This is a genomic window from Winogradskyella sp. MIT101101, assembly GCF_047126865.1.
In the GTDB taxonomy this organism is placed as follows: domain Bacteria; phylum Bacteroidota; class Bacteroidia; order Flavobacteriales; family Flavobacteriaceae; genus Winogradskyella; species Winogradskyella ouciana.
Genome location: NZ_CP138982.1, coordinates 1,908,666 through 1,927,158, shown reverse-complemented (window position 1 = coordinate 1,927,158; position 18,493 = coordinate 1,908,666). Strand labels below are relative to the sequence as shown.

At 36.5% G+C, this 18,493-nt stretch carries 19 protein-coding genes; 7 read left to right on the top strand and 12 right to left on the bottom strand.

Annotation, left to right across the window (positions count from 1 at the left end; genetic code table 11):
* Positions 1 to 71 precede the first annotated feature (71 nt).
* The 8 genes from sufC to SIB89_RS08695 form a co-directional block, all read right to left on the bottom strand.
* A complete protein-coding gene (gene sufC, locus SIB89_RS08730; protein WP_155089042.1) occupies positions 72 to 824 on the bottom strand; it encodes a Fe-S cluster assembly ATPase SufC in 753 nt (250 codons plus the stop codon).
* Between the two features lies 1 nt (position 825).
* On the bottom strand, positions 826 to 1,245 hold the full coding sequence (locus tag SIB89_RS08725; RefSeq protein WP_412559487.1) for a hypothetical protein: 420 nt from the start codon (positions 1,243 to 1,245) through the stop codon (positions 826 to 828).
* An 8-nt stretch (positions 1,246 to 1,253) separates the two neighbouring features.
* Entirely contained in the window at positions 1,254 to 2,702 is a 1,449-nt protein-coding gene (gene sufB / locus SIB89_RS08720) for a Fe-S cluster assembly protein SufB (RefSeq protein WP_155089040.1), read from the bottom strand.
* 55 nt (positions 2,703 to 2,757) lie between these two features.
* A complete protein-coding gene (locus SIB89_RS08715) occupies positions 2,758 to 3,087 on the bottom strand; it encodes a HesB/IscA family protein (protein ID WP_412559486.1) in 330 nt (109 codons plus the stop codon).
* A gap of 492 nt (positions 3,088 to 3,579) precedes the next feature.
* On the bottom strand, positions 3,580 to 4,635 hold the full coding sequence (locus SIB89_RS08710) for a cytochrome-c peroxidase (RefSeq protein WP_412559485.1): 1,056 nt from the start codon (positions 4,633 to 4,635) through the stop codon (positions 3,580 to 3,582).
* 12 nt (positions 4,636 to 4,647) lie between these two features.
* Positions 4,648 to 5,415 carry an MbnP family protein gene (locus SIB89_RS08705; protein ID WP_412559484.1) on the bottom strand — a complete coding sequence of 256 codons (768 nt, stop codon included), beginning with the start codon at positions 5,413 to 5,415 and terminating at the stop codon, positions 4,648 to 4,650.
* A gap of 1 nt (position 5,416) precedes the next feature.
* Entirely contained in the window at positions 5,417 to 6,751 is a 1,335-nt protein-coding gene (locus SIB89_RS08700; protein WP_412559483.1) for a hypothetical protein, read from the bottom strand.
* A 1-nt stretch (position 6,752) separates the two neighbouring features.
* On the bottom strand, positions 6,753 to 8,207 hold the full coding sequence (locus SIB89_RS08695; RefSeq protein ID WP_412559482.1) for a choice-of-anchor B family protein: 1,455 nt from the start codon (positions 8,205 to 8,207) through the stop codon (positions 6,753 to 6,755).
* 108 nt (positions 8,208 to 8,315) lie between these two features.
* Here SIB89_RS08695 and thiL point away from each other — a divergent pair, with 108 nt between their 5' ends.
* A complete protein-coding gene (gene thiL, locus SIB89_RS08690; RefSeq protein ID WP_412559481.1) occupies positions 8,316 to 9,362 on the top strand; it encodes a thiamine-phosphate kinase in 1,047 nt (348 codons plus the stop codon).
* On the opposite strand, the gene SIB89_RS08685 is transcribed toward thiL, so the two are convergent.
* Positions 9,359 to 9,586 carry a hypothetical protein gene (locus SIB89_RS08685; protein ID WP_235898305.1) on the bottom strand — a complete coding sequence of 76 codons (228 nt, stop codon included), beginning with the start codon at positions 9,584 to 9,586 and terminating at the stop codon, positions 9,359 to 9,361. The two genes, thiL and SIB89_RS08685, sit on opposite strands and share 4 nt — an antisense overlap.
* Positions 9,587 to 9,988: 402 nt before the next feature.
* Positions 9,989 to 10,765: an alpha/beta fold hydrolase gene (locus SIB89_RS08680; protein ID WP_412559480.1), complete on the bottom strand. Its 777-nt coding sequence runs from the start codon at positions 10,763 to 10,765 to the stop codon at positions 9,989 to 9,991.
* Positions 10,766 to 10,974: 209 nt separating this feature from the next.
* Here SIB89_RS08680 and SIB89_RS08675 point away from each other — a divergent pair, with 209 nt between their 5' ends.
* The 4 genes from SIB89_RS08675 (at position 10,975) to SIB89_RS08660 (ending at position 15,986) form a co-directional block, all read left to right on the top strand.
* Positions 10,975 to 12,525, top strand: a complete 1,551-nt coding sequence (locus SIB89_RS08675) for a serine hydrolase (RefSeq protein WP_412559479.1) — start codon at positions 10,975 to 10,977, stop codon at positions 12,523 to 12,525.
* Positions 12,526 to 13,833 carry a branched-chain amino acid transport system II carrier protein gene (brnQ, locus tag SIB89_RS08670; protein ID WP_412559478.1) on the top strand — a complete coding sequence of 436 codons (1,308 nt, stop codon included), beginning with the start codon at positions 12,526 to 12,528 and terminating at the stop codon, positions 13,831 to 13,833.
* Positions 13,830 to 14,534 carry a DNA adenine methylase gene (locus SIB89_RS08665; RefSeq protein ID WP_412559477.1) on the top strand — a complete coding sequence of 235 codons (705 nt, stop codon included), beginning with the start codon at positions 13,830 to 13,832 and terminating at the stop codon, positions 14,532 to 14,534. The genes brnQ and SIB89_RS08665 overlap by 4 nt, the downstream gene beginning before the upstream one ends.
* Before the next feature lie 123 nt (positions 14,535 to 14,657).
* Entirely contained in the window at positions 14,658 to 15,986 is a 1,329-nt protein-coding gene (locus SIB89_RS08660) for an aspartate kinase (RefSeq protein WP_412559476.1), read from the top strand.
* A 1-nt stretch (position 15,987) separates the two neighbouring features.
* Here SIB89_RS08660 and SIB89_RS08655 read toward each other — a convergent pair whose 3' ends face one another.
* Entirely contained in the window at positions 15,988 to 16,302 is a 315-nt protein-coding gene (locus SIB89_RS08655; protein ID WP_412559475.1) for a hypothetical protein, read from the bottom strand.
* Positions 16,303 to 16,382: 80 nt separating this feature from the next.
* Between SIB89_RS08655 and SIB89_RS08650 the strand changes: the two genes are divergently transcribed.
* Both SIB89_RS08650 and SIB89_RS08645 read left to right on the top strand, forming a co-directional pair.
* A complete protein-coding gene (locus SIB89_RS08650) occupies positions 16,383 to 16,646 on the top strand; it encodes a helix-turn-helix domain-containing protein (protein ID WP_412559474.1) in 264 nt (87 codons plus the stop codon).
* Positions 16,646 to 17,116: a hypothetical protein gene (locus tag SIB89_RS08645; RefSeq protein ID WP_412559473.1), complete on the top strand. Its 471-nt coding sequence runs from the start codon at positions 16,646 to 16,648 to the stop codon at positions 17,114 to 17,116. Before SIB89_RS08650 ends, SIB89_RS08645 begins: the two co-directional genes overlap by 1 nt.
* Positions 17,117 to 17,119: 3 nt before the next feature.
* On the opposite strand, the gene SIB89_RS08640 is transcribed toward SIB89_RS08645, so the two are convergent.
* A complete protein-coding gene (locus tag SIB89_RS08640) occupies positions 17,120 to 18,412 on the bottom strand; it encodes an aminopeptidase P family protein (RefSeq protein ID WP_412559472.1) in 1,293 nt (430 codons plus the stop codon).
* Positions 18,413 to 18,493 lie beyond the last annotated feature (81 nt).

The following is an 18,493-nucleotide window of genomic DNA, read 5'->3' as shown; positions in this document are numbered from 1 at the left end:
TCAGTTGTTAGTCGTTAGTTGTTAGTCGACAGTAGCTTACTGCTAACTGTGGACTAATCACTGCCTACTAATTATGCGTTCACTTCTTCCTTAATCCAATCGTAACCTTTAGCTTCTAACTCGTGAGCTAATTCTTTATCACCAGACTTTACAATTTTACCATCATGTAAAACATGAACAAAATCCGGTATGATATGGTCCAACAATCTTTGGTAATGGGTAATAACAATCACAGCATTATCTTTAGATTTTAGTTTGTTGACACCATTGGCTACAATACGGAGCGCATCAATATCTAAACCAGAATCTGTTTCATCTAAAATAGCAAGCTTTGGCTCTAACATTGCCATTTGGAAAATCTCGTTACGTTTTTTCTCACCACCAGAAAAACCTTCGTTAATTGAACGTGAAAGAAACTTACGGTCAATCTCCAAAAGTTCAGATTTTTCACGAATCATCTTAAGCATTTCATTAGCTGGCATATCTTCCAAGCCTTTTGCCTTTCGTGTTTCGTTTATTGCTGTCTTCATAAAGTTAGTGACACTAACTCCAGGAATTTCTACAGGATATTGAAAAGATAAAAACACACCTTTGTGAGCACGCTCATCTGGACCAAGCTCATCAATATTCTCTTCTTCTAAAAGAATTTCACCTTCTTCTACTTCATATTCTTCCTTGCCTGCAATAACAGCCGCCAAAGTACTTTTACCAGAACCATTAGGTCCCATAATAGCGTGCACTTCACCAGCTTTTACTTCTAGGTTTATTCCTTTTAAAATTGCTTTACCTTCTACACTTGCGTGTAAGTTGTTTATCTTTAACATGTTATTGATTTGATAATTTTATAACGTCTTCTTTATTTGGGTCAGGTGCTTCCACCTTTAAAATTTCTTTTACTTCTAGATTATATTTCCAGAGGGAATTTTCATTTCCGTTTTCTACCCTTTTTACCCGTATGGTGACAGGCACAGACGTGTATTGGTCTGTTTTAAAGGGTTCTACTTTTTCGTTTAGCTGATGTAAATTTTCATCTATAATTACACCATAGATTTCGTTAGGTGTTTGCAAAACTGCAGCTTTTTTATCTGCGTCATATACAAAGTCACCCATCATGGTAATAAACCCATCATTAGCATCATACGACTTTGCACGATTTTTCTCTAAGTTAACTTCTGACTTTGTTTCATTTTTACAACTATAAAAACTAATAACAGCCAATAAAATAATTACAAGTTTTTTCATCATTTGAAAATTTATCCTACAGATCCTTCTAAACTGATTTCCAATAATTTTTGGGCCTCAACGGCAAATTCCATTGGTAATTTATTGAGTACTTCTTTACTAAAACCGTTTACGATTAACGCAATGGCTTTTTCAGTATCAATACCTCGTTGATTACAATAGAAAATTTGATCCTCACCAATCTTGCTTGTTGTGGCTTCGTGCTCTATCATTGCAGATTTATTTTTAGCTTCTATGTATGGAAACGTGTGTGCGCCACATTCATTACCCATGAGTAAACTATCACATTGTGAAAAATTTCGAGCGTTGTCTGCACGAGAGCTAATCTGTACCAAACCTCTATAAGAATTTTGAGATTTACCAGCAGATATACCTTTGGAAATTATGGTTGACTTGGTGTTTTTTCCTAAGTGAATCATTTTTGTTCCCGTATCTGCCTGTTGGTAATTATTGGTAACAGCTATTGAGTAAAATTCACCTACTGAATTATCACCTTTTAACACACAAGAAGGGTATTTCCAGGTTACTGCAGAACCCGTTTCTACTTGTGTCCAAGAAATTTTTGCATTGGTCTCGCAAAGTCCTCTTTTAGTTACAAAGTTGTAAACACCACCTTTACCTTCGGCATTTCCTGGGTACCAGTTTTGTACCGTAGAGTATTTGATCTCAGCATCATCAAGTGCAATGAGCTCCACAACGGCTGCATGCAATTGGTTTTCGTCTCTACTCGGAGCCGTACAGCCTTCAAGATAACTTACGTAACTGCCTTCATCTGCAATTACGAGAGTTCTTTCAAACTGACCTGTACCTGCTTGGTTGATTCTAAAATAAGTTGATAATTCCATTGGACAACGTACACCTTTTGGAATGTAACAGAAAGAACCATCACTAAATACTGCCGAATTTAAAGCCGCATAAAAGTTGTCTTTTTGTGGTACAACAGTTCCGATATATTTCTTCACTAACTCAGGATACTCCTTAATTGCTTCAGAAATACTCATAAAGATGATACCTTTTTCAGCTAATGTCTTTTTAAAGGTAGTTGCTACTGAAACAGAATCTACAACCACATCCATAGCTACACCAGCCAACTTCTTTTGTTCGTCTAAGGAAATACCAAGCTTTTCAAAAGTGGCTAAAAGTTCTGGATCTACCTCATCGATACTATCATATTTTGGTTTGCTGTTTGGTGCCGAATAATAAGAAATGGCCTGAAAATCTGGCTTCTTATATTTTACATTCGCCCAATCTGGCTCAGCCATCTCTTTCCAAGCTTTAAAAGCCTCAAGCCTCCATTCCGTCATCCACTCTGGCTCTTCTTTTTTCTTCGAAATTGCTCTAACGATATCTTCATTTAGACCAACAGGAAATGTTTCAGACTCTATGTCTGTGTAAAAACCATATTCATATTCTTTGGTTTTTAATTCTTCCCTTAAATCGTCTTCAGTATATTTTGACATTTTATAATTCTGTGTTTAATTTTTTAAGTCTTCCCTTTGAGAAGATTTAGATGGCTTATAGTGAAAAACTCTCTCCACAACCACAAGTACGGTTTGCATTTGGGTTATTGAACACAAACCCAGTTCCATTTAATCCGCCAGAATATTCTAGGGTTGTACCGATAAGATATAGGAAACTCTTTTTGTCCACGATGATTTTTACACCATTGTCTTCAAAAATTTTGTCCTCTTCTGCATGTGAGTTATCAAATTTTAAATCATACGACAGGCCAGAGCAGCCGCCACTTTTAACACCAACTCTAACATAATCACTAGTTGGGCTAAAGCCGTCTTCAGTCATAAGTTCTACGACTTTCTTTTTAGCTGATTCAGAAACTTTTATCATATTCTAATATAGATTAAATCTAAATTGAGGGCAAAGATACGATATAAGTCTCTTTTAACCATAGAACCTAACATTATATTAGGATATGGTTTTATAGTATATTTTTATAGGTGAATTAACCGAAAGACGGTTTGTAAGCACGAAGTTTTAAATGGTATAATTTTCTTAACGTAGTTTGGAGATGTGTATTGGTCAGAGTTTCATCCCTGAAATTGCCTTCAATATCTGTTGTTGCTATGTGGTTACAATGACAACATGTAAGTTCTGCCGTGTGATCAGAATTAGTTTTTGATTTCACATAATTATGACCAAACACAGCACAGGGCAATGCTTTGTTTGAAGTAGGTTTCATATATCAGTACATTAGGGAAATCCAATATAAACAAAACACTAATATTTGACGTTTATATGAAATATTTTTAGACGACATGAAGAATAATGAAAGAAAAAACCTTCATTTAGTGCTTTTCGTCGAGGTTTTTAATTGATATATTAATTCTGAAACTCTGGATTATTAATAAATGATGGATCAGAAAGCGATAGCAAAAAGGCTTTTAGATCTGCTTTTTCCTGAGTAGTGAGTTGCACACCTCCTTGGTCTAGTTGTTTCATTAAAGGATCAATTGTTGGTGAGTCTTGTAACCCTTCACTATAATGATTTATGACTTCGTCTAATGTGGCAAATCTACCATCATGCATATAAGGTGCTGTAAATGCTAAATTGCGCAAAGATGGAGTACGGAATTTACCATTATCGTTAGGATCTCCGGATACAGCACCGAGACCTAAATCCTCAAAAGTTGAATCGAGCCCATTATTGTGAAAGTCGTTATCTGTCCAAAGCGGATTGTTAGGGTTACCATGACAATGAAAACAATCACCTTTGTCTTCTCTTAGAAAAATATCCAGACCATTCAGTTCTTGTACTGTTAATGAAGCTTGCCCTAAAGAATATCTATCAAATTTTGAATTGGCTGAAATTAAAGTCCGTTCAAATTGCGCTATGGCTTTAGTGGTAAGTTCTTTGGTAATGGTTGAGGTATTAAAAGCACGTTGAAATAACTCGGGATATTCAGGGTGATTCTGCAAGCGATCCACAACATCATCCCAGTTACTGTGTAGCTCAATTGGGTTTTGTACTGGTTCTTCTGCTTGCCGTTCTAAACTCAATTCTTTCCCGTCCCAAGTAAATCGTTCGCCATAATTCCAGGCCAAATTAAATAGTGGCATAGAGTTTCTAGTGCCAAAAACACCATCGATACCAGCACTTGTTGGTGTGTTGTCCGTAAAGGCACTTTGCGGACCATGGCAAGAAGCACAAGATTGTGTGCCATCAGCGGATAGAATTCTATCAAAAAAAAGCTGTTTCCCCAAAGCGACCCCTTCAGTGGTTTGTGGATTATCAGCAGGAATTACTGGAGCTATAATGTTGTCTGAGAAAACCTGAGGAATGTCTAAAGGTTGTGGAGTAGGCTCAAAACCTGTGTCTTCGTCTGAGCAATTCAAACAAAGTAAAGTTATAAAAACCAAAAACACACCTTTTTTCATTTATCATAGTTTTTATTGAAAAACCTCGCCTAAGCTAAACGCATCTTGGCCGTTTTCATACATCATTATTTGGGCAGTGGAATTTGGCATTAGCATTTGGTTATACATATTTAAATCCCATAGGTTTGGATTTTTGAACCATTCTGCAATGTTCATCTGCACTTCAATTTCCACATCATTGGTGATATTAATTGCACCAAGGTTAACTGTAAAAAAAGTATCCTGTGGAAAAGTCGGATTGGAACCAGGATTATCTACTGCTCTTATGGTATGATAGTTAAACCCTTGCTCTTGCATATTTGAATTGATAAACTTTCCATCGAACTGCATATAGTGGTATCCGCCTCCAAGATTCTCAGGCACATTAAATGATGCCGAGTTTAGGTCTAAATGATTCTGAGAGTTATCTTCATTATCCAATCCAAATGTAAATGACACATTAATATAGTTGCCAGGTGGAATTTGAGTCTCTGGAGTATACTCCATATTAACTTCATTTGTGAGGTCAACCAAGTTATACACGTCTAATTCTATTTGTTCGCCATTAGCTTTTGTGAACACAATATCAGATATTAAATACCGAAACCTTTCAAAACCTATAACATCACCATTGGCGTTTGTGTACTGAATAGGGCCAAAATTATAATCCCTTATTAAAGCTCCGTCCCAGTTATGTGTAAATTTAAATGTGGTCGAAACCGTAGGTGTATCTGCATCGTCATTACTGCTACAAGATGTTAAGAGCATTATTGAACATAATAGCACAAATAGTCTATTCATTTTAATCAATTTTTACAATAAGTACATCTGCGAAACCTTTATTTTCTAAAATATCGCCATCACTACTCGCAGTATCTCCAACAGCAATAATTGAGCCGTTGCTTAATTCTGCAATTCCATAAGAAAAGTCAATATTAGAGCCACCTACTGTAGTCTGCCATTCTAAATTTCCGTTGTCATCTACTTTTAGAATCCAAGCGTCATTTTGACCCTTATTTTCATTAACGTCAAAATCGTTACTGCGAGAACTTCCTGAGATTAAGAAACCATTATTTTGAGATTTTACAATAGCTCTGGCCACGTCAAAACTTGAACCTCCTATGGTATTTTCCCAGATTAAATTACCATCTGGTGAAATTTTAATAAGCCATAAATCAGCTGCACCTTTATTTATTGAAACGTCATTGTCACTACTTCTAGTATCACCTGCAATTAGATAATTGCCATCATCAGTTTTGGTGATAGCCCTCGCTTCATCAATTTGGTTGCCTCCAAAAGATCTTTCCCAAATTAAATCTCCTGATGAAGAAATTCTAATCACCCAAAAATCATAAGCACCTTTATTATTTGAGATATCTGTATCATTACTATCTGAGCTTCCTACTATAACGAACCCATTATCATTAGTTTGAACTACTCCTTGAGGTGTGTCCGTAAAATTCCCGCCAAAAAATCGACTCCATTCTATATCTCCTGAACTATTGAGCTTTAATGCCCAATAATCACCACCAGCATGTCTATTGGAATTTCTAGAAGTATTCCCTTGTCCTCCTGAAGCAGTGACGTCAAGAACTCCTGTAATTAAGTAACCTTGGTCATTAGTTTGAATTACCGAAACACCAGAATCGGCACCTTGATAACCAAATGACTTTTGCCAACTTACAGCTCCATTAGCATCTAATTTTGCTAACCAAAAATCTTGAAGCCCAGCATTTACAGTAACATCACCATCATTACTAAAACTGTAGCCTAAAATAGCATAACCACCATCTTGGGTCTGGATGATAGCATTGCCTCTATCATCAGCACTCCCGCCATATGTTTTTTGCCATTGGAGTTGATCTTGGGCATCAAACTTTAAGACCCAATAATCAAAACTGTCATCTTGTTTATCGTTAATGTCTCCGTCGTTACTTTGAGTATAACCCAAAATTGCATAACCACCATCATTGGTGGCAACAACAGATTGTCCACTATCATTTTTTGTACCTCCGTAGGTTTTAACAAAAGTAATTTGCCCTTCTGTAGATGTGTTTGAAGAATCATCTTTGCTGCAACCCAATACCAAAAACAAAGAAAAAAACCTGAGTATGTGTATTGATTTTTTTAGCTTCATTCTATTGGCTACTTGGTCTGACGATGTACAAACCTCCGTCAATATCACTTACCACAATATTACCACTTTCAAAGAAAGGATAGATATTCCAGGCACCATTAAAAGCTGTGTTATCATTAGGAATGTAAGTGTCAATAAAAGCTGTTTCAGTCATAACGCCTGAAGCTATATTTGAAATATCAATAGCTCTTACACCAGCAGTATAATTTGCAACATAAAATGTATTGCCAACTACATAACCGTTATGGTCAATAGCAGCAGTTGGGCCTAAATATTCCATGTGGAAAACTGGATTGTCAAGGTCATTAAAATCAAAAACAACCGTTCTTGAATTGATGCCAAAGTTAATCTCATCAACTTCATCACCTAATAAAAAGTATTCCATATTATCAGTGAACCAACCTTGATGTGTATAACCAATATTATCATAACCTATTGTTGAGATTTGGGTGGGATTGCTTTTATCCGTAACATCTACAATAACAACTTCATTTTCATTACTTCCAATCAATATTTCTCTTCCTGTATAATCTGAATCAGGACCGTTATAAGTCACTACTTGGGCATCGTGAGAATACGAATCATCGGCATAACCTCCGGCTGCAGTTGGCGAAGTAGGATTTTGAATATTTACAAAATGAGGTCCTCCACCAAATGTATCGGAACCAACAGCATAAGCAAAGCCACTATCTTCATTAATTACAATATTATGTGCGCTTCCAAACCCTGTATAAGTAGCATCTGCGGTAAAGGTTTCTGGCGGATTGGCTACATTTCTTAGTCGTGTTAAATCAAAAACCTGCATACCGTGTCCTCCTGCTTCACTTACTATAAAAGCATGGTTGTTGTACGTTTTAATATCTCTCCAAGGACTGTTAGAGGTAGCAGTTGGCAATACTCCTAAAAGTATCGGATTAGAGGGATCGGTTATATCAACAAACGCAGCATTTGTAGAAGTGCCTATCAATGCATATTCATTTCCTGTTTCTGGATCTGTCCATCCCCAAGAATCATTGCCCTCTGCACCAGCGCCTCCTAGCACATCAATAGGAATTTGACTCATTAAATCAAATCCATCGCATGGATGACCATTTGCAAACCCATTAATACAGGGAAACTGTGGAACAATTGTACTGTCATCACAAGCATCACCTATACCATCATTATCAGTATCTTCTTGGTTTGGATTTGGAAACAATGGACAATTATCATCATCATCTAAAATTCCGTCATCATCGTCATCATCATCACAAACGTTACCCATGCCATCATTATCTGTATCCAATTGATCAGCGTTAGCAACAGACATACAATTATCTAAAGTATTGGCAATACCATCACTATCTATATCGGTATTGGTACTACTAGGCTCATCACTAAAGCAACCGTATAATATCATTATTAAACTACAGAAAATAGTAAGGCAAAGCGATTTACAAAGGGCAGTAAATTTCATATTCTTTTTTTTAGCAATTTACAGTAATTTTTGCACTTCAATAAAAATGCTAATGAATTAACGTCAATAAGCACCTGTTTATTTAAAAAAGCATAATATTTTTGCAATATGATAGAAGACAAAAACCCAAAGCGAACACCATTGAGTGAGTTAGGTGAGTTTAAACTCATTGAGCATTTAACAAAACATTTTAAGATTGAACAAAAGTCAACCATAAAAGGGATTGGTGATGATGCAGCTGTTTTAAGCTATGGAAAAAAACAAATCGTGGTTACAACAGATTTGTTAGTAGAAGGAGTACATTTTGATTTGAGTTATGTGCCACTAAAGCATTTAGGGTACAAGGCTGTAATGGTAAACCTTTCAGATGTTTATGCTATGAATGCCAAGGCTACACAGATTACTGTTTCTATAGCAGTATCTAACCGCTTTCCTTTAGAAGCATTAGAAGAATTGTATGCTGGTATTTCGACTGCTGCGAAATTATACAATGTTGATGTTGTTGGTGGCGATACTACGTCATCAACCTCTGGTCTAATAATCTCCATTACTGCAATCGGAGAAGTAGAAAAGGGAAATGAAGTATTGAGGTCTGGAGCCAAACCAAATGATCTCCTAGTGGTAACTGGTGATATTGGTGGTGCATATATGGGCTTACAGGTTTTAGAACGCGAAAAAGAGGTGTTTAAGGTCAATCCTAATTCGCAACCCGATCTATCCATGTACACATATATAGTAGAGCGTCAATTAAAACCTGAAGCACGGAAGGATATTGTTGAGCTTTTGAAGCAGCTTGATGTAAAACCAACGAGTATGATAGACATCAGTGATGGTTTATCATCTGAAGTAATTCATCTTTGTAAACAAAGTAAGGTTGGTGTTGATGTGTATGAAAATAAAATCCCACTAGATCCTCAGGTAATTTCAACCTGTGAGGAATTCAATATAGATAGCACAACGGTTGCTTTAAATGGTGGAGAAGATTACGAATTGTTGATGACGATTTCCCAAGAGGATTTTCCAAAAATTAAAGGGAATCCTAATTTAACCGTAATTGGTTATATGACCGAGGAAGAAAGAGGTATGCACTTGGTGACAAGAGCAGAAGAAAAAATCCCGATTATTGCAAAAGGGTGGAACGCACTTAATGATTAATTAGACATTAAAAGTCTTTGACTTCTTTCTAATCGTTTGGTGTGAATTCGATTTAATACCGAGTTGATTTCTTTGAACTTTGGCGTCAACGGAATAAACTTTCCGCTACCATTAATAGTCATTTCGGATTTGCAGTGTTTGCATTTGTACTCTTTAACATGATAGGTTACAACTTTTGAAACTTTGTAATCATGTCCAAATAATGAGCAGTAAACATTTTTCATTTTAGCTTAGTAGTCTTATAGAGATTAAGGTCGGTTAGGAGACTTAAAGATAAGAAAACTACTTATTCACAGGTTATTAACAATCAACAAATCGATGAACTGATTGTTTTTTGCTTTAAACGCATCATCCTATTGTTATATATACGTTCTAAGGCTGAGTTAATCTCTTGAAATTTTGGAGTTAATTCTGTGAGTTTACCATTACTGTTTGTGGTCAATTGTTTTTTGCAACACTTACAAGTGTATTCTTTAACGTGGTTGGTAACTTTTTTCGTCATTTGATAATTATGGCCAAAAAAGTCGCAGTAAAGTTTAGTAGGCATAATAGTAGATTTATTAATTGAGCTTTTTCTTTAGGTGCATAAACTTAGAAAAAAAAGACACAAAAAACGTTAAAGGGATTTATTTTTCGATGAAATGTTTAATAATGTAAGTTAATTCTGATTTATTTTCAATGTGGCTCATATGGCCTTCGGAAAGTTCTTCTTGTACGATTGAAGTATTACTAATTTTTTCGGCTATCGTTTCAGGATCGATTAAGGTGTCTTTCTTTCCCGTGATAATAAGCTTTTTACCTTTTATGGCTTTAAAAGTTTTAAAACGATTCGGTCGCCGTTTCATCCCTTCTTGTGCTGCGATATAACCTTGTACTGGTGTTTGAAGTGCTGATTGCAGAGCGATATCATACGCTTGCTTAAATCTTAACTTACTTTCGGGAGCAAAGAGATTGGCAAAAGACATGCGCACCAAATTGTTATAATTGGTAGTGGCCATTTTTATGGCTCTTGTTCTTAAAAGTCGGCGCTCTTTATCGTCAGCTTCAAAAGTGGAATTCATTAAACACAACCCGTTAAACAGTTGAGGTTCTTTTTCAGCCAAAGCTAAAGCCACATAACCTCCCATGGAGTGACCAACAAATTTTGCTTTTCCTATTTTAAGTTGAAACAAAACAGCGTGGATAGCATCTGCCATATCTCCCACACTATGAACGTAGCCTAAACATTCCGTTTTTCCGTGACCTAATAAATCGATGCAAATAACTTGGTGATTCTTGGACAGCTCAGGAATTAAATCATTCCACATCTCTAAACTTTCAAGAAAGCCATGCAGTAGAACGACAGCTTCACCTTCACCTTCAACCGAATAATTTATTGAAATGTTTTTGTGTTTCAAGATCATAGCTGCAAAGATAATTTTTGAAATTGGTTCGCAACAGAATCGCTTTCATATTTGTTATATTTACCACGTATTCTAATAATACGAAGAGCGTATATATTTTTCAATTAATTCAAATCAAATTTGTCATTCAGAGCAAAGCGAAGAATCTTTTGGTTATGTGTTGTGAGATTTCTCACAAACGTTCGAAATGACATAAACCGATACTATTTATGAATTTAAAACAAATTCTTTCATTTATAATTATCATTACAGCATTCAGCATTAATGCTCAAATTGAAGAACAACAACTTGATAAATTAATAAAAAAAACCTTAACCACTTTTGAAGTGCCTGGCATATCTGTCGGAATATTAAAAGATGGCGAAGTGGTATATTCAAAAGGTCATGGAGTCCGTTCGTTGACCTCTAAAAAAGACATGACCGATGAAACTTTAGTTGGAGTCGCATCCAACAGTAAAGGTTTTACCTGCTTTGCTTTGGCCATGATGATTGACGAAGGCAAACTCAACTGGGACGACCCAGTTAGAAAACACATTCCCGAATTTCAATTATATGATCCTTGGGTAACAGCCCATTTTACGGTTCGAGATTTGGTGACACACCGAAGCGGAATGGGATTGGGCGCAGGTGATTTAATGTTCTTTCCTGAAGGCAATGATTTTGATGTTGATGATGTCATTAAAGGAGTAAAATATTTAGAACCCGAAAGTTCTTTTCGAAGTCAATTTGCCTATAACAATAATATGTTTATCATCGCAGGTGAGGTTTTAAAACGTGTTAGCGGATTATCGTGGGAAGAATTCATCGAAACCAAAATCATGAAACCTGTTGGGATGAATGCTTCCAAAGCATCCTACAACAGAGTCACTGATAAATCGAATATCATTGATGCGCATACACGAGCAGAAGGAGAGGTGATTCAAATTCCGCATGACTGGAGTCCAACGGCAAATGCTGCTGGTGGTATTGTAAGCAACGTTCCGGATATGTTAACCTGGGCAAAATTTTTAATGAATGATGCTGTGACGGAAAGCGGTGAACGATTGTTGAGCGAAAAGCAATTTTATGAGCTTTGGCAATTACAAACGCCATTAAGAGTAAGAGCTAATGACCCTTACGATTCTAACTTCAGAGGATATGGACTGGGTTGGTTTGTTACGGACGTTAAAGGAGGTCACAAGCAAGTGTATCATACAGGTGGACTTATCGGAACCGTAACACAATTCACGATGATTCCCGATTTGGATTTGGCGATTGTGGTGTTAACCAATCAAATGAACGGTAACGCTTTCAATACCATTACAAATACCATTAAAGATTCCTATTTAGGCTATGAAGATCGAAATTGGATACAATCTTATGGTGAAAGAAATTCAGGTTATTTAAAATATAACGACAGTATAAAAACTGAGGTATTTTCACAAGTTGAAAAAATGAAAGGCAGTCCAAAATTGCCAAAACCAGAACAAATTGTTGGCACGTATTCCGATGATTGGTTTGGCGATATCATTATTTCACATGATGGTGAAGGTTACAAAATTAAATCAGTACGTTCTTCAAGATTATTTGGTGAATTGCTGCCTTACAACGCAACAACCTACGTGGCTAAGTGGAACGATAGAAGCTACGATGCCGATGTGTTTGTGATGTTCACGTTTAACGAGAAAGGGGAAGCCGTTTCAACAACCATGAAATACATTGCACCAATTACGGATTTCAGCTTCGATTTTCACGATTTAGAACTTGTAAAGACCAACTAAGTGAACATTCAACGGAAAGAACTTTTAGTCACCAGCTTTGCCCTATTTTCATTATTCTTTGGAGCAGGTAATTTGCTATTACCTCCATTATTGGGTTATAATGCCGGAGACGATTGGTTTTGGGTCGCCATCGGATTTATGATTACAGCTGTGGTGATTCCGATTATTGGCATTCTCGCTCATGCCAGATTACAAGGAACTTTGTACGACTTCGGAAAAAAAGTATCGCCAACATTTAGTTTAATTTATTGCATCTTAATTTATATCATTGCTGTTGCTATTCCATCGCCACGAACAGCAGCTGCCACGCACGAAATTGCTATTCATCCAGCGTTTGGTACCAGTCCTTTATTAACCAGTGCCATTTATTTTGCATTCGTTTTGGTCTTTGTTCTTAACCGCTCAAAAATCTTAAACCTCATAGGTAAGTTTTTGACACCATTCATTGTATTGATGCTTTTGGCAGTTATTGGTATTGGTTTGTTTTCTTCAGAATTTACAACAGGAATTGCACAATTTGAAGCGCCACTGGTTTCAGGAATATTAGAAGGTTACCAAACCTTTGATGCCATCGGAGCGGTTGTGGTTGGAGCAGTGATTATTGTGTCGCTCAACTTTAAGAATATGGAAGTGGAGCAATACAGCTCTAAACGAATCTTAATCCGAAAATCGGGTTTTATTGCCGGTTTTGGACTCTTTATCATCTATGCAGGTTTGATTGCCGTTGGTGCGTATTACAGTTCGGAAATTAGCATTAATGCCGAATTGAGCAACGACATGCAACGCGCCAATTTACTACGCGATATCAGCATAAAATCCTTGGGAGAATTTGGAAATACCGTCTTGAGCATCCTCATCTCATTGGCTTGTTTTACAACAGCTGTTGGTATTATTGCGGGTGCTTCAGATTATTTTAAAGGCTTGTTTAACAATTCGCAAACGGTTTTTGTGGTGACGGCAATTATCGGTTGTATTCTCGGAGTTGTCGTTGGACAGCTAAATTTTAATTCTATTATAATGGTGGCAATACCAGTGTTGCTATTTATTTATCCGATTACTATTGTATTGATTTTATTGAATGTGTTGCCAGAAAAAATAGCAACGAGTTTGGTATTTAGAGCTGTAGTTTTAGTAACCTTTTTGTTCAGTATACCAGATGTGATTGGTTTTTTAAGTCCTTCGGAAGGATTATCTGAACTTACAAGTTATATTCCGTTTGCCAAACATAGCTTAGGTTGGGTATTGCCAGCGTTTTTGGCGTTTATTATTGTATCTCTTGTTCAACCAAAACAAAAGATTACCGCATGAAATACATGGGAAGCAAGGCACGTTTCGCCAAAGACTTATTGCCTATTATTCTGAAAGATAGAAAACCCAATCAAGCCTATCTCGAACCCTTCGCAGGTGGCATGAATATGATAGACAAGGTCGATGGCATCCGAATCGCAAATGACCAACACGAAGAATTAATGGCAATGTGGCAAGCTTTGATTTATGACAATTGGGATCCACCACAATTGATTTCAGAGGAAGAATACAAACACATCAAGTACAATCAAGACCAGTACCCAAAACATTTAGTGGGTTATGTAGGATTTAATTCGTTTGGCGGCAAATGGTTTGCAGGTTACCGTCGCGATAAACAAGGTAAGCGCGATTATTGGTCTGAGCACTACCGAAACATCACCAAACAAGTCCCGAATTTAGAAGCAGTTGTGTTGTCCTGTAAATCGTATTTAGATATGGATATTCCCGAACAAAGCATCATCTATTGCGATCCACCTTATGCGTCTACCACCAAATACCGAGACACCTTTGATCACGACCAATTTTGGGAATGGTGCCGCCAACAAAGCAAAGCAGGTCACCAAGTCTTTATAAGTGAGTATAATGCACCTGAAGATTTTGAATGTATTTGGGAAAAAGGATCAAAAACCACCTTTTCCTGGCATGCTGAAAATCTATCGACTAAAGAAAGCGTGGAGCGACTGTTTGTTTATAACCACTAAACCTACACTTACGCTACTTGATTTGTTATATAATTAACATTCTGTAAAAAATTGAACTAATTTTTGCATTTATATGCAAATCAGGACTTGGGTATATACATTTGCGCCCTAAAATTAAAGTACATGTTAGTATATAAGTTTGGAGGTACATCCGTTGGGTCGGTTGTCAATATGAATCACGTTAAGGATATCATAAGCAGTGGCGAGCAGAAAATTGTAGTGCTATCTGCCATGTCTGGCACAACGAATGCCTTGGTTGACATTTCACAGTTAATTGAAACAGGTGATCTTAAAACCGCTAAAGCCAAAATTAATGCCCTAAACGAAACCTACAACAGTGTCGTTTACGATTTACTGCAAAACCAAACGCTTCGTAAAGAAGTAAGCGACTATGTTAATACACGATTTCAATTATTGTTGCAATCCGTAAATCAACCTTATTCCCAATTGCTACACAATTATATTGTAGCCAATGGAGAATTGCTATCCACGTTTATGTTCAGTCGTTTGTTACAACAGGAAGGTTTTAAGGCGCAACTTTTACCTGCCTTGGATTTTATGCGGATTGATGCCACTAACGAACCTGATAATTTTTACATCAAGCAAAACTTAAATCGTTTAATTGAAGCTTCTGAAGACGCTGACATCTATATCACCCAAGGTTTTATCTGCCTTGATGCCGAAGGCCAAATCACCAACCTGCAACGTGGAGGTAGTGATTATACAGCTACCATCATTGGAGCTGCCATCGAAGCCGATGAGGTTCAAATCTGGACAGACATCGACGGATTTCACAATAACGATCCACGCTACGTGAATGACACTAAAGCGCTTTCGCATTTATCTTACGACGAAGCTGCTGAGCTGGCTTATTTTGGTGCTAAAATATTGCACCCACAAACCGTAATGCCAGTGCGAAGTGTAGATATTCCTTTACGATTAAAAAACACCATGGCTCCAAATGCACATGGCACGTTAATCACTAACCAAGTACATGGCGAAGGGATTAAAGCCATTGCCGCCAAGGATGGCATTACAGCCATAAAAATAAAGTCGGTACGCATGTTATTAGCGCATGGCTTTTTAAAGAAAGTCTTTGAGGTATTTGAAAAATATGAAACGTCCATAGACATGGTGACCACGTCGGAAATCGCAGTCTCGCTCACCATAGACAATACCACGCATTTAGATGCCATTATCGAAGAACTCGAAAAATTCGCCACGGTAGAAATTGACGATTATATGAGTATCGTTTGCCTCGTTGGTCACCACATTATTTATCATCCAGATACACCAGAATTGTTTCAGGTGCTACAAGATGTTAACGTACGTATGATTGCTTATGGTGGTAGTAACAATAACATTTCACTGTTGGTAAATACCAGTGATAAACTGGAAACTTTGCAGAAGTTACAGCGTTATGTTTTTGAGGGTGAGGTTGTGGGAGTTTAATTTAAATTGATGTGAAACATTTTTTACAAATTTTGCTTTTTAGCATTACAGGTTTATTACATCTTTTACATGTTGTATATGCATTACCTTCACTATCAAAAAATTCTTCTGGGTCAATTTCTTCCCATTCTGTAAAATAGAACCATTCTTCTCTGGTGTTGAATTTACTTAGTTCTTCTTTCCAATCTAATCCTAATGATTCTATATATTGTTTAGCTTGTTCATCATTTTGGCAATAAAAATCTCCATTACCAAAACAATATCCATTATTCATTCCTTTGCCATCAACATCACTTTTTCTTGCATATTTTTCCATAATATCTTTTTTTATCAAATATAAGGGAATGATACTTATTGTATGTTGAATACCGCATACAATAAGTATAGTTTTGATTAATGGTAAATCAATTCATACTTAAAGAATTTGGTAATCGAGTTCGACACTTAAGAACTCAGGCAGGACTAAGCCAAGAGAAATTATCTTTTTTAACAGGTTTTCATAGAACATATATTGGAATGATAGAGAGAGGTGAAAGGAATATTTCTTTGACCAATATTCTGGTTTTTGCTAAAGTCTTCAACATAACTATTGACGAATTGGTCAAATTTGAAAATCCCAAAAAGTTATTTAAACAATATGAACTAAAAACAGAAGAATAATGTCAAGAAAACATTCGTTTAAATTGACATTATCTAACAATGTCACTGAAAAACAAGGTATAAACTATCTAATTGAAGAACATACAGGATTTTTCAAAATTGATAAGGAAACGAAAAAATTACTACTGGACAAAGTTGGTGTTCCCTATAATTACTTACAGTCTTTTGACATGGTTTACATCCCAAAATTGAAAGGAATAGAGTTTGAAAAAGAATACATAGAAACACATCTGGATGAAATTCTATTCATTGAATTAAAAACAACTAAAAAATACCTTCCTGAAAATCCCAAAGGATTCTTCTTTGGTGCTACTGAAAATGAATTTAATTTTGGAAAATTATTAGGTGATAGATTCAGGTTCTGCTTTGTTTGCTTAAATGAAAAATCACCTTCTTACGTAATGTTAACGATAAAAGAACTTGAAAAAATAATAAGAAATAAAAGAATTCAATTTCAAATTAATTTATAAACTCTAAGAATTCATAATCTCCTCAATCTCTTCAACCTCAATAGGAATATTACGCATTAAATTAAAAGGCTCACCAGATTCTTGGATCACCACATCATCTTCTAAACGGATACCAAAACCTTCATCTGGGATATAAATACCAGGCTCAACGGTAAATACTTGGTTGGCTTGCATAGGTTCGTGTAATAAACCATAATCGTGTGTGTCTAAACCAATGTGGTGAGAGGTACCATGCATAAAGTACTTTTTATACGCTGGCCAGTCTGGGTTTTCGTTTTGTACATCGGCTTTATCGAGTAAGCCAAGACCTAATAATTCTGAGGTCATTAGTTTACCGACTTCCACATGGTACTGTTCCCAAAGGGTTCCTGGCACGAGCATTTTAGTGGCTTCGTCTTTTACACGATTGACTGCGTTATACACTTCTTTTTGTCTGTCGGTGAATTTCCCTGAAACGGGAATCGTACGGCTCATATCACTAGAGTAGTTAGCGTATTCTGCACCAGCATCAATCAAAATTAAATCGCCTGCTTTACATTGTTGGTTGTTTTCAATATAGTGCAACACATTGGCATTGTTTCCCGAAGCAATAATTGGAGTATAGGCAAAACCTTTAGAACGGTTGTTTAGGAACTCGTGCATAAATTCGGCCTCAAGATTATATTCCCAAACGTCAGGTTTTGTGAACTTTAAAATACGACGGAAGGCTTTTTCGGTAATATCGCAAGCCTGTTGCATTAAGTCTATTTCAATCGGGTCTTTTACAGAACGCAGACGTTGCAAAATAGGATTGCTCTTGGCAACGCTATGCGCAGGATATTTGTCTTTTAATTTCTTTGCAAAACGTGCTTCGCGTGTTTCGGTTTCTACACTTGCTCTGTAATGTTCGTTGGTGTTGAGGTAAACCGTGTCGCATTGGGTCATAAGCTCAAACAACACTTTTTCCATATCCTTTAACCAATACACGGTTTTAATGCCTGAGGTTTCAAAGGCTTTTTCCTTAGTGAGTTTTTCACCTTCCCAAACTGCAATGTGCTCGTTGGTTTCTTTTAGGAATAACACCTCACGATGTTTCTCTTTTGGGCAATCCGGAAAGATGACCAATACACTTTCTTCCTGGTCCACACCACTGAGATAAAAAATATCGCGATGTTGTGCAAATGGCAAAGTACTATCTGCGCCTGTTGGATAAATGTCGTTGGAATTAAATATCGCCAAACTGCTTGATTGCATAAACTTGGCGAAGTTTTTACGGTTTTTTATAAAGAGTTGTGAGTCTATTGGGTCGTATTTCATAATAAGAAAATTTTGAGTTTTTCACGTTGCGACATAAATGCATAATCATCCTTGCGAACACGTGAAAGTTTTATTGAGTTT

Excerpts from the sequence above, each read along its gene's own strand:
- sufC (WP_155089042.1), bottom strand. The coding sequence starts at position 824 with ATGTTAAAGATAAACAACTTACACGCAAGTGTAGAAGGTAAAGCAATT.
- SIB89_RS08725 (WP_412559487.1), bottom strand. The coding sequence starts at position 1,245 with ATGATGAAAAAACTTGTAATTATTTTATTGGCTGTTATTAGTTTTTAT.
- sufB (WP_155089040.1), bottom strand. The coding sequence starts at position 2,702 with ATGTCAAAATATACTGAAGACGATTTAAGGGAAGAATTAAAAACCAAA.
- SIB89_RS08715 (WP_412559486.1), bottom strand. The coding sequence starts at position 3,087 with ATGATAAAAGTTTCTGAATCAGCTAAAAAGAAAGTCGTAGAACTTATG.
- SIB89_RS08710 (WP_412559485.1), bottom strand. The coding sequence starts at position 4,635 with ATGAAAAAAGGTGTGTTTTTGGTTTTTATAACTTTACTTTGTTTGAAT.
- SIB89_RS08705 (WP_412559484.1), bottom strand. The coding sequence starts at position 5,415 with ATGAATAGACTATTTGTGCTATTATGTTCAATAATGCTCTTAACATCT.
- SIB89_RS08700 (WP_412559483.1), bottom strand. The coding sequence starts at position 6,751 with ATGAAGCTAAAAAAATCAATACACATACTCAGGTTTTTTTCTTTGTTT.
- SIB89_RS08695 (WP_412559482.1), bottom strand. The coding sequence starts at position 8,207 with ATGAAATTTACTGCCCTTTGTAAATCGCTTTGCCTTACTATTTTCTGT.
- thiL (WP_412559481.1), top strand. The coding sequence starts at position 8,316 with ATGATAGAAGACAAAAACCCAAAGCGAACACCATTGAGTGAGTTAGGT.
- SIB89_RS08685 (WP_235898305.1), bottom strand. The coding sequence starts at position 9,586 with ATGAAAAATGTTTACTGCTCATTATTTGGACATGATTACAAAGTTTCA.
- SIB89_RS08680 (WP_412559480.1), bottom strand. The coding sequence starts at position 10,765 with ATGATCTTGAAACACAAAAACATTTCAATAAATTATTCGGTTGAAGGT.
- SIB89_RS08675 (WP_412559479.1), top strand. The coding sequence starts at position 10,975 with ATGAATTTAAAACAAATTCTTTCATTTATAATTATCATTACAGCATTC.
- SIB89_RS08665 (WP_412559477.1), top strand. The coding sequence starts at position 13,830 with ATGAAATACATGGGAAGCAAGGCACGTTTCGCCAAAGACTTATTGCCT.
- SIB89_RS08660 (WP_412559476.1), top strand. The coding sequence starts at position 14,658 with ATGTTAGTATATAAGTTTGGAGGTACATCCGTTGGGTCGGTTGTCAAT.
- SIB89_RS08655 (WP_412559475.1), bottom strand. The coding sequence starts at position 16,302 with ATGGAAAAATATGCAAGAAAAAGTGATGTTGATGGCAAAGGAATGAAT.
- SIB89_RS08650 (WP_412559474.1), top strand. The coding sequence starts at position 16,383 with ATGGTAAATCAATTCATACTTAAAGAATTTGGTAATCGAGTTCGACAC.
- SIB89_RS08645 (WP_412559473.1), top strand. The coding sequence starts at position 16,646 with ATGTCAAGAAAACATTCGTTTAAATTGACATTATCTAACAATGTCACT.
- SIB89_RS08640 (WP_412559472.1), bottom strand. The coding sequence starts at position 18,412 with ATGAAATACGACCCAATAGACTCACAACTCTTTATAAAAAACCGTAAA.